The 13,030-nt window shown below is 47.0% G+C and carries 12 protein-coding genes; 7 read left to right on the forward strand and 5 right to left on the reverse strand.

What is annotated here, in order from left to right:
• Positions 1–6: 6 nt before the first annotated feature.
• Entirely contained in the window at positions 7–1,092 is a 1,086-nt protein-coding gene (gene mutY / locus A3GA_RS0108915) for an A/G-specific adenine glycosylase (RefSeq protein WP_018027058.1), read from the forward strand.
• Here mutY and rodA read toward each other — a convergent pair.
• Genes rodA through A3GA_RS0108940 form a run of 5 tightly spaced genes read right to left on the reverse strand, consistent with a single transcriptional unit; the run spans position 1,089 to position 6,852 of the window.
• Positions 1,089–2,249: a rod shape-determining protein RodA gene (gene rodA / locus A3GA_RS0108920; RefSeq protein ID WP_026156914.1), complete on the reverse strand. Its 1,161-nt coding sequence runs from the start codon at positions 2,247–2,249 to the stop codon at positions 1,089–1,091. The two genes, mutY and rodA, sit on opposite strands and share 4 nt — an antisense overlap.
• Complete coding sequence (gene mrdA / locus A3GA_RS0108925; RefSeq protein WP_018027060.1) at positions 2,249–4,321, reverse strand: penicillin-binding protein 2; 2,073 nt, start codon at positions 4,319–4,321, stop codon at positions 2,249–2,251. Before mrdA ends, rodA begins: the two co-directional genes overlap by 1 nt.
• 11 nt (positions 4,322–4,332) lie before the next feature.
• On the reverse strand, positions 4,333–4,896 hold the full coding sequence (gene mreD, locus A3GA_RS0108930) for a rod shape-determining protein MreD (RefSeq protein WP_018027061.1): 564 nt from the start codon (positions 4,894–4,896) through the stop codon (positions 4,333–4,335).
• Between the two features lie 2 nt (positions 4,897–4,898).
• Positions 4,899–5,774, reverse strand: coding sequence for a rod shape-determining protein MreC (gene mreC, locus A3GA_RS0108935; protein WP_040614232.1), 876 nt, complete (start codon positions 5,772–5,774; stop codon positions 4,899–4,901).
• Between the two features lie 34 nt (positions 5,775–5,808).
• Positions 5,809–6,852, reverse strand: coding sequence for a rod shape-determining protein (locus A3GA_RS0108940; protein ID WP_026156915.1), 1,044 nt, complete (start codon positions 6,850–6,852; stop codon positions 5,809–5,811).
• Between the two features lie 515 nt (positions 6,853–7,367).
• On the opposite strand from A3GA_RS0108940, the gene gatC reads away from it, so the two are divergent.
• From gatC to A3GA_RS0108975, 6 genes are all read left to right on the forward strand, one after another.
• Positions 7,368–7,676 (forward strand): Asp-tRNA(Asn)/Glu-tRNA(Gln) amidotransferase subunit GatC, encoded by a 309-nt coding sequence (gatC, locus tag A3GA_RS0108945; RefSeq protein ID WP_018027064.1) that lies wholly within the window; start codon positions 7,368–7,370, stop codon positions 7,674–7,676.
• A 15-nt stretch (positions 7,677–7,691) separates the two neighbouring features.
• Positions 7,692–9,200, forward strand: coding sequence for an Asp-tRNA(Asn)/Glu-tRNA(Gln) amidotransferase subunit GatA (gene gatA / locus A3GA_RS0108950; protein ID WP_040614236.1), 1,509 nt, complete (start codon positions 7,692–7,694; stop codon positions 9,198–9,200).
• Positions 9,201–9,203: 3 nt separating this feature from the next.
• Positions 9,204–10,658, forward strand: coding sequence for an Asp-tRNA(Asn)/Glu-tRNA(Gln) amidotransferase subunit GatB (gatB, locus tag A3GA_RS0108955; protein ID WP_018027066.1), 1,455 nt, complete (start codon positions 9,204–9,206; stop codon positions 10,656–10,658).
• Between the two features lie 275 nt (positions 10,659–10,933).
• Complete coding sequence (locus A3GA_RS0108960; RefSeq protein ID WP_018027067.1) at positions 10,934–11,815, forward strand: DUF3289 family protein; 882 nt, start codon at positions 10,934–10,936, stop codon at positions 11,813–11,815.
• A 79-nt stretch (positions 11,816–11,894) separates the two neighbouring features.
• Positions 11,895–12,437: a DUF943 family protein gene (locus A3GA_RS0108965; protein ID WP_018027068.1), complete on the forward strand. Its 543-nt coding sequence runs from the start codon at positions 11,895–11,897 to the stop codon at positions 12,435–12,437.
• A 363-nt stretch (positions 12,438–12,800) separates the two neighbouring features.
• On the forward strand, positions 12,801–13,030 hold a 230-nt coding region (locus A3GA_RS0108975; protein ID WP_018027008.1), incomplete at its 3' end, for a transposase.

The raw sequence follows: 13,030 nt of genomic DNA on the forward strand, positions 1-13,030 counted from the left end.
TTATTAATGACTAGTTTTGTGCATACGCTATGTGCTTGGCAACAAGCACATGGTCGTCATAATTTACCGTGGCAAAGCCAGGACCCCTACAAAGTCTGGCTTTCTGAAATTATGCTGCAGCAAACGCAGGTCACGACAGTGATTGATTACTATCAACGCTTTCTAGAGCGCTTTCCTGATATTTTTAGTCTTGCCGCTGCCGAACAAAGCGAGGTCTTAAGCTATTGGGCTGGCCTGGGTTACTATGCACGAGCACGTAATCTACACCGTTGCGCCCAGATTGTGGTGGCGGAGTATCAGGGCGTATTTCCACAGACACCGGAACAGATCATGGCGCTACCGGGCATCGGTCGCTCCACCGCCCATGCCATCATGGCCTTTTGCTATAACGCCCCTACGCCCATTATGGATGGCAATGTTAAACGGCTATTTACCCGCTACTTTGGCATCATCGGTCCCACCACTAGCGCTGCCGTGGAAAAGCAGTTATGGGCTCAAGCAGAAGCAACACTACAAACGGCGCTTAAGCAAAACCAGCACACGCTTGATATGGCTTGCTACACGCAAGCCCTGATGGACTTTGGATCCTTGATCTGCACTCGCTCAAAGCCCCAGTGTGAGCGTTGCCCACTAGCTGCAGACTGCTATGCCAAAATGCATCATATGCAACAGCAACTACCGACACCCAAGGCGAAGAAGTCTACGCCCACACGCCATACGGTCATGTTAATGTTAGTGCATGAGGGGCAGATACTATTAGAGCAACGACCGCAAGCAGGGATTTGGGGTGGGCTGTTATCATTACCCGAGTTTGCTGACGAAGAAACACTGCTGCGTTATTTACAACATCGCGGTTTAGCCCCAACAAGCAAAAAAGAGCTAATTAAACTCGCCGCTTTTGAGCATATTTTTAGTCATTTTAAGCTGCATATTCAAGCGTATTTAGTTAGGATTAAGGAAGTCAATCAACTACAGAGCTTTGAAGCTGAGCGCCAATTTTACCCTCTCAGTCAATGGCAAACACTGCCTTTACCCAAGCCGGTGAGCAGCTTACTAGACACCCTAAGTGAGCTGAGTGACAGCGCAAGCTAGCGCTCTAGATATTCGCGTTTATCCTCGCTACTCGGTACATAATTCGCAATACTCATTAACATACCGCAAGCCAGCCCCAAGGTCACCAAAGCGGTACCACCATAGCTCATAAAAGGTAAGGGCACGCCCACCACCGGCAAAATCCCCATGACCATGCCCATATTGACAAAAATATAGACAAAAAATGTCATGGTAATGGCACCGGCTAACAAACGTCCAAACTGGGTTTTGGCCTTTAAGGCAATGATAAAGCCACGCAACAGCAAGATGGTATATAGCGCCAGTAATAAAATACAGCCATATAAACCAAATTCCTCAGCATAAACCGCAAAAATAAAGTCCGTGGTACGCTCAGGAATAAAATCCAAATGCGTTTGCGTACCTTGCATATAGCCTTTACCATAAACCCCACCGGAACCAATCGCGATCATCGCTTGAATCGTGTGGAAGCCCTTGCCCAAGGGGTCTTTAGCTGGATCCATCAAGGTGCAGACGCGATGCTTTTGATACTCACGTAAAACCACCCAGTCAAACTCCGGCTGACAAAGTGTTTCTTGAAATGTGATAATCAGGGTCAAAGCGGTCACGCCAATCACAAACACCGGCAAAATCAATTTAAATGAAAGGCCGGCAAAATAAATCACAAAAAAACCGCTAGCAAAGACCAATAAGGCCGTACCTAAATCTGGCTGCTTAATAATCAAAGCAAATGGCACTAATAAAAGCAGCGTCGCCACCATAAAATCCATTAAGGATAAACTGTTGCGATAACGGTCAAAATACCAGGCCAACATCAACGGCATTGCAAGCTTCATTATCTCTGAGGGTTGTAAGCTAAGCACCCCTAAATCCAGCCAACGCGTCGCCCCCTTTTGAGTGGTACCAAATAATAATACCGCAAGCAGCAACAACAGCCCCAAGCCATAGACTGGCACGGCCAAACGCATCAATAGAGGCGGCTTAACCATGGCCATAAACCACATCGCAAAAAAGGCCACGGCAAAGTTTCTGAGCTGGCCCGCAAAACGATAGTCGGTACTACCGACTGCTGAATGCATCACCAACATACTTAGACCGAAAAAGGCCAATAAAATAAGCAGTAGCGGCCAGTCAAAACTGCGTAAAGAACGCAGTATTAGATTCATCAGCTTAGTCATCATCCGCCAACGCCTCCCTCAGCTGGCGTCAAAGCACGGCGACGCGTTTGCTGATTCGTAGTGGGATTACCGACAATCTCCGGTAATGGCTGCTGTTCATCCTCTTCTTCAAGATTTGTCGGTGCCGCAGGAATTTCGATATCGGGTGACACACTTTCGGAGAGATCGCCCTCCTCCAAGAAATTCGGCACATAGCTTTGTTGATTGCGATGCTGTACATCATCGGCTAACCAATAATCAAAGACCTTTCTGGCAATCGGTGCGGCGACCGTAGAGCCCCAGCCGCCATTTTCAACGATCACTGCCACCGCAATGGTGGGATTTTCAACCGGTGCGTAGCCCATATACAACGCATGGTCATGTAAACGCTTATTAAGATTACGGGCGTTATAAGTGGAGCCACGTAAGCTGAAGACCTGAGCAGTACCCGTTTTACCGGCCGACTTATAATTTGTGCGTTGAAACACGCGGCGCGCCGTACCATGGGTTGGCACCTCCGCCAAAGCCCTTTTAATCACATCAATATCTGCCTGCCTTAGATCGATTTTATATTCAGGCGCTCGCACCACCTGCTCAGCTCGTCGTTGACTCGGATTTTCCAACCAATTAACAATATGCGGACGCGTATAAACACCGTTGGCAGCCAAGGTCGCCGTGGCTTGGGCTAATTGCATAATGGTAAAGGAGTTATAACCCTGCCCTACCGCCACTGAAATCGTCTCACCCGGGAACCAACTTTGTTGCTTCGGATTTTTAAAGGCACTTTGCTTCCATGCGCGTGACGGTAAAATACCTTTTTTCTCATGTGGCAAATCAATGCCGGTTTGCTTACCAAAGCCAAACTGAATGGCAAAATCATGGATAGCATCGACCCCCAAAATCGGTCCTAAGCCAAAGAAATAGGTATCTGAGGACACCACTAAGGCCCGGTGCATATCCAACGAACCATACACCGCACTACCTGCGTTTCTAAAACGCTGTCCGCCAAATTCAAAATAACCGGGGTCATGAATACGGGTTTTAGCATCGCGCGCATTGAGGGTTAAGGCAGCTAAGGCAATAAAAGGCTTATAGGTAGAGCCAATGGGAAAGGTACCGTAAATCGGTCGATCAATCAAAGGATGATCGGGTGAATCCGATAAACGACGCCAATTCTCTACATCAATCCCATCAACAAATAAATTGGGATCAAAAGATGGGGCCGATACATAAGCTAAAACCTGGCCATTTCTCGGATCAATCGCAACCACCGCACCACGTTGAGGATTTTTTTCATCATTAAATACCCCCTCAATCATGCGCTGTAGTCCCATATCAATGGAAAGTCTGAGGTTATCGCCGGGAATGGGATCACTACGCTCTAACACCCGTACCGGACGGCCAGAGGCGGCAATTTCAACTTGCTCCCAACCGGGCTTACCGTGCAACTGCTTTTCATAGCTGAGCTCAAGCCCTTTTTTACCAATTACATCGGTGCCCCGATAATCACCAATTAAGCCTGCCTCCTCAATGCGCTCACGGTCTTTTTCAGAAATACGACCAATATATCCAATTAAATGCGCAGCCGACTCACCCTGCGGATACTCTCGCACCCAACGCGCGCGAATGCTAACACCTGGATACTTAAAAGCGCGCACTGCAAAGGTGGCTGCCTCTTCATCCGTCAAATTACTGCGCAGAATAATTGAGGTATAGCGGGTATTGGCCTCCATCCGCTGCTTAAAGCGACGTATATCCAAGGCCGAGATAGGGATGATGTTCGACACTTCCTCGATCAGCGCATCAATATTTTTAACCTGTCCGGGCACCACCTCAAGGGTGTAATCTCTATAGCTATGCGCCAGAATTTCGCCATTGCGATCATAGATATTACCCCGTTTGGGCGTGATCGGCACCAAGGAGATACGGTTATTATCGGCCCGTTCAGAAAAGCCCTGATAACGTTCTACCTGCAACACCCAAAGACGGTAAATCAAAATCGTAAAACAAGCCAACACAAAAACCGCCGCCACTGCAACACGCAAGCGATTTCTGCTACGCTCGATTTTGATCCGTCGTCTTTGTTCAAACATCGTTCAGCCCACTACACTACCGCATCTTCATCATTTGCTAGCTGCCAAGGTAGCTTCAATACCAGATGTACACAGAGCCACAAAAATACATTAAGAAAGCCCCCCAACATCCAGCCCCAACCGCTCCAGGTACCAGCGGCCCAGGCATGAATCATATGCTGCGGCATCGGCACCAATAAAAAAACCGGTAGCATATAAACCATTTGACCGATGACGTCAAAATTCATCATCACTTTGCGGATTTTAACCACGCAATACATGGTAAACACATAGGTCAATGCACTACTGCCTAAGATGGTCGTATCATGCACGTCCAGCAAATAACCAAAGATAAAAGCCGCTACCAAACCTACGCCAGCTGCACTATGCGCCCCCCAAAAGGCTAACACCACGAGCAGTAAATCGGGTGAGCCCTCCCAATTTCTCCAAGGCAGAAGCGAGGCCATTGCAGCAAAGAAAATACTGATCCACACATAATAAGGATTAGCGTAAAAGGTATACTGCACGGCGCGTAAAGGACGTAGACTCTCTAAATTACGACGACCCTGCTCGCGCTCATTTTCTCTACGTACCATCGCTATTGCTCCTTGAACAGTGCTTCTTCATCCACCTCATCAGGGGGTGTATGTAATAACACCAAAAAATGACGATGACGGTCTGGGTGAGCACTAGGCTCAGCAATGGCCCGCACAAAACCTTGGGCACTATTCGTTTCGATGGAGGTAATACGTCCTATCATCAGCCCGGCGGGATAATAACCACCAATCCCGCTACTGACTAACTCATCGCCCACCTTGATATCAACATCGAGCGATAAATAACGCACTTCAATCTGTCCCGGTCTACCGCTTCCAAACACCAATACTCGGATGCCGTTCCTTTGTAATAGTGCCGGTACTGAGGTCTTATCATCGGTAACCAAGGCCGCTTCCGAGGTCTGTGCAGTGACGCGACGAATTTGACCAACAATACCGCCCTCGGCAATCACCGGCATACCCGGTTGAATCCCGTCATGACTGCCTTTATTTAAGATAATGGTTTCCTTAAAGGGATGCGCTGGTGTATACAAGACCTCCACCGCCACCGAAGGCACTTCAACTGAGGCCTTAACCCCCAAAAGACGGCGCAGCTGCACATTTTCCGCCTCCATTTGCATCGCCCGCATACTTAAGCGGGCATTTTCGATGCGAGCGCTTTCGCTCGTGCGAATTTGCGCCTCGGTCTGGGTCACAAAGCGTGACCAATCATAGACGCTGCTAACCAAATCCTTGGGCCAAATCGCCACCCGTTGAAAAGGATAAATTAAGGTCGCAGAAAGGCGTCGAACGGGTTCTAAAACAGACCAATTCGCATCAACAATCATGAGAGCAACACATAGCAAGGCTAGAAAGAATAGCTTCACCTCACTAGCTATTCCCTGCCTAAAAAGATGTGGTGACTTTTTAGTCGACATTGTAAAAGCGGAGAAAAAGAGCGATGGCTAACACTTACTCATTAACAAAAACAGTGCCTAAACGCTCTAAATGCTCTAAGGCCTCACCGCAACCATTAACCACACAAGCCAGTGGATCCTCGGCCACCACTACTGGAATACCTGTCTCTTCTTGCAGTAAACGATCGAGGTCGCGCAATAAGGCACCCCCACCGGTTAAGGCAATGCCTTTTTCCGTAATATCTGCACCTAACTCAGGTGGTGTCTGCTCTAAACCAATTTTGACCGCTGACACAATCTGATTTAAAGGATCACTTAAAGACTCTAAAATCTCTTTGGAACTGATGGTAAAGCTGCGCGGAACACCCTCGGTCATATTACGACCCTTGACCTCAATCTCCTTATTTTCGGTGGAGGGGAAAGCTGAACCAATCTCTTTTTTAATCAGTTCTGCTGTCGGGTCACCAATCAGCATGCCTTTATTGCGACGAATATAGTTGATGATCGATTCGTCAAACTTATCACCGCCGACACGTACGGAGCCCTTATACACCATACCACCTAGCGAAATCACGGCAACCTCAGTGGTGCCACCCCCAATATCGACTACCATTGAACCGCTGGCGTCGGAGACATTAAGCCCAGCACCAATTGCTGCTGCCATGGGCTCTTCAATCAAATACACCTGACTAGCACCAGCACCCAAGGCCGCCTCGCGGATAGCACGACGTTCGACTTGAGTTGAACCACAAGGCACGCACACAATAATGCGCGGGCTTGGAGAGATCAAGCTACGCGGATTGACCATACGGATAAACTGCTTAATCATCTGCTCAGTCACCGTAAAATCGGCGATCACACCGTCCTTCATCGGACGAATGGCTTCAATATTGCCAGGAACACGGCCTAGCATCTGCTTAGCTGCCTGACCGACGGCCTGGATAATCTTACGACCGTGGGGACCACCCTCGTGACGAATCGCCACCACCGAAGGCTCATCTAAGACAATACCCTTACCCCGTACATAAATTAAAGTATTGGCGGTTCCGAGGTCGATCGCCATATCCGTTGAAAAATAACTTCTGAGAAATCCAAACATGATTAAGAGTCTTTGCGATTACAAACAATAACGTGCCTACGGTGTGAAACAGAGGCGTTTAGTGCGTCGAGAAATGCCTTTATAGGTAGCAATAGCAGAATAAAAGGCACGACTTAAAGTCAAAACCTGCCCATCAATACGAGCCATTTGCCCATACTAATCTGAGAGTTAACATATGATAACGTATTATGATAGCGAATCGACAGGATTGCGCCTCAATTCTGAAGATGTAACATTAGACTGAGCGCCTAGCCTACTCAGCTAATCTCAGCGATGATTTCCAGATGCATGAGCCGCTTAATCTGCGTTCTATCGTTGATGCTATCCACACGAAAATTACGCTCATGGCTTAAGCTAGGCGTATCCTCGCAAAGCGCCAAGAAGCAATGCCGCAATCAGCTAGCTTCTCAACACATCAATGCCCTAGATAACTTATAATAATACCCTTAACGCTATAATCCCAGGGCCCAGGATACCTCCTGACTAGCCCTCAAAAACACTATCGATAAACAATCATGTCCTTATCTAATCAAGATGTTAAACACATTGCCCAGCTGGCGGCAATTGAGCTTTCAGCTGAGGAATTACAGCAGTACGAAGGTGACCTTAACTCCCTACTGACGCTATTTAATAGCTTAAAAAGCATTGACACCGAGGGTGTTGCACCCCTAACTCACCCTTTGGCCATGTTGGCAGAGGTGCAGTTGCCTTTGCGTGATGATATTGTCACCGAAGCTGATACGGTAGCCCATCGCACAGCCCTGATGAGTAATGCACCGGCCCAAACCGACGGGGTCTTTTTGGTGCCCAAGGTTATTGAATAATTGATTGAGTTAGCTATGTCATTTCCTACCATTGCCGATTTAAATAAAGCACTTAGCAAGAAGCAAGTAAGTGCGGTGGAATTAGCTCAGGAGGCACTTAACAAGGCCTCGAGCTTAAAGCAATTAAATGCGTTTATTGAGATAAATGAGGAATTAAGTTTGGCCCAAGCGGCCGCTGCCGATGATTTATTAGCCCAGGGACAAGGTGACTACCTCACCGGTATCCCCATGGCTCACAAGGATAATTTCGTCACCGAAGGCTGGAAAACGACAGCCGCCAGTAAAATGCTCGCCAACTATCTGAGCCCTTTTGAGGCGACGGTGGTAGAGGATTTACGCAAAGCCGGCACAGTCAACATTGGTAAGCTAAATCTTGACGAGTTTGCGATGGGCTCAAGCAACGAGACCTCCTACTTCGGAGCCTGCTTAAACCCTTGGGACCACAGCAAAATTCCCGGCGGCTCATCGGGCGGTTCGGCCGCTGCCGTTGCTGCTGGCATTATTCCTTTCGCTACGGCAAGCGACACCGGTGGTTCTATTCGCCAACCGGCAGCGCTTTGCGGAGTAACCGGTCTTAAAGCCACCTACGGCGCCATCTCGCGCTGGGGTATTATCGCTTATGCCTCCAGCATGGACCAAGCAGGTATTATCGCTCGTAGCGCTGAGGACATCGTACCAGCCTTGGATCGTATTTGTCACTATGATGCGCGCGACTCTAACAGTGTTAATTATTGCCTTGCGGATAAGAATGAGATTGGCCGTGTACAGGCTCAATACGATAATCAGCGCCGTCAATTTGATAGCGCCGGTGATAAGCCACTCAGCGGTTTACGCGTCGGCGTACCACTCGAGTACCAAGGTGATGAGCTAAATGCAGAGGTTGCAACAGCAGTTAAGGCGGCCATTCAGCAACTAGCGGATCTGGGCGCAGAGATTGTGGAAATCAGTCTACCGCATACACCTGAATGTATTCCAGCGTACTATATTTTATCGCCTGCAGAGGCTTCTTCTAATCTCAGCCGCTTTGACGGCATTCGTTTCGGGCATCGCAGCACCGAAGCTGACAATATTGAGCAATTGATTGCCCGCTCCCGTGCCGAAGGCTTTGGTCATGAAGTACGTCGCCGAGTTTTACTGGGCACCTACGCCTTGTCCGAGGGCTATTATGATGCGCTCTATGTCAAAGCACAACGTGTACGCCGCTTAATTGCTGACGACTTTAAACGCGCCTTTGCCGAGCAATGTGATGTGATCGTAGGCCCTGTAAGTCCTAATGTAGCGCGTAATATCGGTGACAATAAGGATCTCAAAGCAGAGTGGCTAGGTGATATTTTCACCCTCAGCGTCAATCTTGCAGGCCTGCCTGCCATGTCTTTACCATGCGGTTTTAGTAGCGATGCCAAGCCTTTGCCCATCGGTTTACAACTGATTGGCAATTATTTTAAAGAGGGGCAATTGTTGGCCATCGCTGACCGTTATCAACAAAGCACAGACTGGCATACACGTAAACCGACGGAAGTTTAAAAAATGAAATGGGAAATTGTTATCGGTCTGGAGACGCATGTACAGCTCTCGACCGCTTCTAAAATCTTTTCCGGCAGCAGTACCGCTGTTGGTGCCGCACCTAATACGCTAACCTGCGCCAATGACTTAGCGCTCCCGGGCACGCTACCAGTGATGAACCGTGCTGCCGTCCATAAAGCCATTCAATTTGGCTTAGCGATTAATGCCAAGGTGGCCGAATTTTCGCAATTTGAGCGCAAGCATTATTTCTACCCTGATCTACCTAAAAACTATCAGACCTCACAACTGGCACACCCAATTGTCAGTGGTGGTCAAATCAGCTTTATGGTGGGCGATGAATTAAAAACATTAAATTTAACGCGTGCTCACCTAGAGGAAGATGCGGGCAAATCATTACACGAAAACTACCACTTTGAGGACGGTCGTCCGGCCACGGGGATTGACTTAAACCGTACTGGCACACCGCTATTAGAGATTGTTACCGAGCCTGATTTACGCTCAGCTGCTGAAGCTGTCGCCTATGCACGTGCTTTACATAGTTTAGTGGTGTGGCTTGGCGTGTGTGACGGTAATCTGCAAGAGGGTAATTTCCGCTGCGATGCCAACGTTTCCGTACGCCCCATGGGACAAAAGGAGCTCGGTACACGTACCGAAATCAAAAACGTCAACTCCTTCCGCTTTTTAGAACGAGCCATTGCCTATGAGGCGCAGCGCCAAATCGAGGTGCTCGAAGACGGCGGCAAAATCGTTCAGGAAACCCTTCTTTACGACGATGTCAATGACGAAACGCGCAGTATGCGTAGCAAAGAAGATGCGCAAGACTACCGCTACTTCCCTTGCCCCGATTTACCCCCTCTCATTGTGAGTAAGGAGTGGATTGAAGAAGTTCGTGCGGCTTTGCCTGAATTACCGGCAGCTTGTCGCCAGCGCTATGAATCCGAATTAGGGCTATCAGCCTATGATGCGGCGCAAATGACGGTCAATCGTGAGACCGCTGATTATTTTGAAGCAGTCTTAGCTGAAGCTGGTCAAAAACAAGCTAAAACCATCGCTAACTGGATTATGGGTGATGTTAACGCCACGCTCAATAGCTCCGGCTTGGAAATGGCTGAGATTCCAGTGACCCCAACTGCGCTTGCCAAGCTCGTTACTCGCATCAGTGACGGCACGATTTCTCATAAAGCCGCACGCGATGTATTTCAAGCGCTATGGGCAGGTGAGCATGAGGCTGATGTTGATAAAATCATTGAAGCCAAAGGGCTTAAGCAAATTAGCGACAGTGGTGCCATTGAAGCCTTAGTTGATACCGTCCTAGCCGCTAATGCCGATATTGTTGAAGAATACCGCTCAGGCAAAGACAAAGCCTTCAACTCACTAGTCGGTCGCGTCATGCGCGAAGCTAAGGGTAAGGCCAATCCGGCACAAGTTAATGAGATTCTGAAGCAAAAATTAAGCTAATAGCTTTAACATTGATTTGACCTCCTTCCCCACAAGAGCCAAGATTCTCGTGGGGAAGTTTAAGCTGATAACCACAGTCTTAGCTCATAACACTATTTAAAAACTCTGGCACTCAGCTTAGAGAAACTCATCCGGCTCCCTTCTCCCAGACAATAAGCCGTTCAATCCAAGTCAATGGCCAACGATAGGTCGTTTAATAACGTCGTCATATTATCCAGTTACATTATGGTGACCTTTACTAATTAAAATAACGACTCCATCAATCAACGGCTCATATGAACAGTTTTTCTAGCTATCCGCTAATCTTTAAAACTCAAAGACCATTTAACGACTTTGCTCATGACGATATGCAATTTGGCGATATATCAGCTGATTTGCTACAAAAAAAATTCGGTCTGCGCAACGTATCAAATTATGTTGATCCCTATAAACTAGTAAAGAAGAAACCTACAGGTATTATCACCACCCCCAGCCTACATCTCTTAGAAAAAATAGGACAATACTCCACCGATATCACTTATAAAGAATGTGCTAAGCTCATGTTTAATGAGTTTATAACACTAACTCGGGCTTTTAATGGGATTGGTTCAGGCACCTACGCACCTCTCATCGAGCGATTAGTCCGACATATGCAATATGGTCAGGGGACGCCCTATTTTGATCCAATGTTGGATCTCGCATTCGAAAGGCAAATCAATAATGACTCTAAAATTAATGCCTCAAAAAGAATGTTAGCGAACTCTCTCTCAGAATTTGTTGATTGGAATAAAAAACAGCTACTACTCAATGAAATAATAAAACCAAACTCAGCTTTTTTAAACTCAATAGCTGAATCTATACTCCCAAAATTCAATCGAACCACAGACAATTTCAACGGCATGCGAATCTCAGTGCATGATGTATATGCCATTAGTATTCGAATCAATCCCGCCTCGTTTAAAGTTCAAGGCAATCGTTTCGGTGTCGATGTGTATTATCAAGGACAAGATCATTTTGGCCTAGATCAAGAGGATATTTTAAACCCTCGTTTTAAACGTTTACGAATATTCCCCATCTGGTTTGTACTGCAGCGTTACGACAAATTTAAACCATTTTGCTTTAAACCTTTCTTTACTAACATGAAAGCAAAGATAAGAATTGAGGGACAACGCAACTAAGACGATTAGCCACTCCCCTTTTACTATACCAATGAAACAACTGCACTGATTATTACGAAAAACCACAAGGAGAACAACAGTGACAACGCCCAAACACCAACCTACATCAATCACCAAAACAATAGGTTTTCGTGTGTTTATCTTTCTATTGCTACTGGCCGTTGTCTCGTTTAGTTATAGCTACCTCAATAAAACCTTCTTCAATGAACGCCAAACCAACATCCTAGCGGACGCAACTCGCCTTGTTTCAAAGGCCTCAGGAGCGGACTACATCTTCTTAACAAACCCACCTAAAACGAGCCAAGGTCTCATTGGTTGGTGGATTGAACATCGCCAACTACTAGCGGATTCCTACGGTATCCCCAAAAATGAGCGAATGCAAATTTTTATCTGGGATGCCACGAAGGGATTTAGAGAAACGGATGAACATGATTTCTTCAGTACCGCCAACCTATCCTGCTTCAAAGCCATTACGAGCAAAGAGAACTGCCTGGATTTTGATTACCTAATCATGCGGATCTCCACAACACATGATGGCACCTTTGTTTTCAGGACTATCCATGACGACACCTATCATCAACGTCCTGGCGAAGAAATTAAAAAATCAATATTTGATAATTAAAAAACTTTCTCGTTATGTTCGTTTTCCGAGAGATCTATTTTCTTATCAACGCTGATAAACTGAAGAAGTGTCCAAATTTCCATACCAGACTAACCTTCGCTCACAAAAAAAGCTCTGCCGTCATCACGCACAGAGCCCTAGGTTTTGTTTTTAGTTCTCCTGTCTTCAGCGCTTTTTCTTGGGTCACCCAACAGTTCTTATATAAATCAATGACTTAGGTTAAAATCGTGGTGTTTTTGGGTGACCCGCGAGGTTTAACATGTTTATTCGTGAGAAGAAAAACAAGTCAGGTTGAGACCTTTGCAATAACCCCTCAAACTTCCTAAAATATGGCTTATTTCCTTGCTTTCTTACTTCAGTCCCATGAGTAGTTTTTTTCAACAAACCGCCAAAGCCCGTATTGCCAAACACCTCGACCGTTTTCCGTTGCTTAAGTTAGATCAAGTGATTGATTGGCGACCGATTGAACGCTACCTCAATTCACAAAAGCAGCGTCGATTGACGACTCAACAAGGTCGTCCGAGTTATCCCGTGCTCGCCATGTTTAAGGCAGTCCTATTGGGTCAATGGCATAGCCTCTCCGATCCGGAGCT

It is taken from the genome of Oligella urethralis DSM 7531 (assembly GCF_000372065.1).
In the GTDB taxonomy this organism is placed as follows: domain Bacteria; phylum Pseudomonadota; class Gammaproteobacteria; order Burkholderiales; family Burkholderiaceae_B; genus Oligella; species Oligella urethralis.

What these genes read in the sequence shown, in the direction of transcription:
- mutY (WP_018027058.1), top strand. Translation starts at nt 7, where the DNA reads ATGACTAGTTTTGTGCATACGCTATGTGCTTGGCAACAAGCACATGGT.
- rodA (WP_026156914.1), bottom strand. Translation starts at nt 2,249, where the DNA reads ATGACTAAGCTGATGAATCTAATACTGCGTTCTTTACGCAGTTTTGAC.
- mrdA (WP_018027060.1), bottom strand. Translation starts at nt 4,321, where the DNA reads ATGTTTGAACAAAGACGACGGATCAAAATCGAGCGTAGCAGAAATCGC.
- mreD (WP_018027061.1), bottom strand. Translation starts at nt 4,896, where the DNA reads ATGGTACGTAGAGAAAATGAGCGCGAGCAGGGTCGTCGTAATTTAGAG.
- mreC (WP_040614232.1), bottom strand. Translation starts at nt 5,774, where the DNA reads ATGTCGACTAAAAAGTCACCACATCTTTTTAGGCAGGGAATAGCTAGT.
- A3GA_RS0108940 (WP_026156915.1), bottom strand. Translation starts at nt 6,852, where the DNA reads ATGTTTGGATTTCTCAGAAGTTATTTTTCAACGGATATGGCGATCGAC.
- gatC (WP_018027064.1), top strand. Translation starts at nt 7,368, where the DNA reads ATGTCCTTATCTAATCAAGATGTTAAACACATTGCCCAGCTGGCGGCA.
- gatA (WP_040614236.1), top strand. Translation starts at nt 7,692, where the DNA reads ATGTCATTTCCTACCATTGCCGATTTAAATAAAGCACTTAGCAAGAAG.
- gatB (WP_018027066.1), top strand. Translation starts at nt 9,204, where the DNA reads ATGAAATGGGAAATTGTTATCGGTCTGGAGACGCATGTACAGCTCTCG.
- A3GA_RS0108960 (WP_018027067.1), top strand. Translation starts at nt 10,934, where the DNA reads ATGAACAGTTTTTCTAGCTATCCGCTAATCTTTAAAACTCAAAGACCA.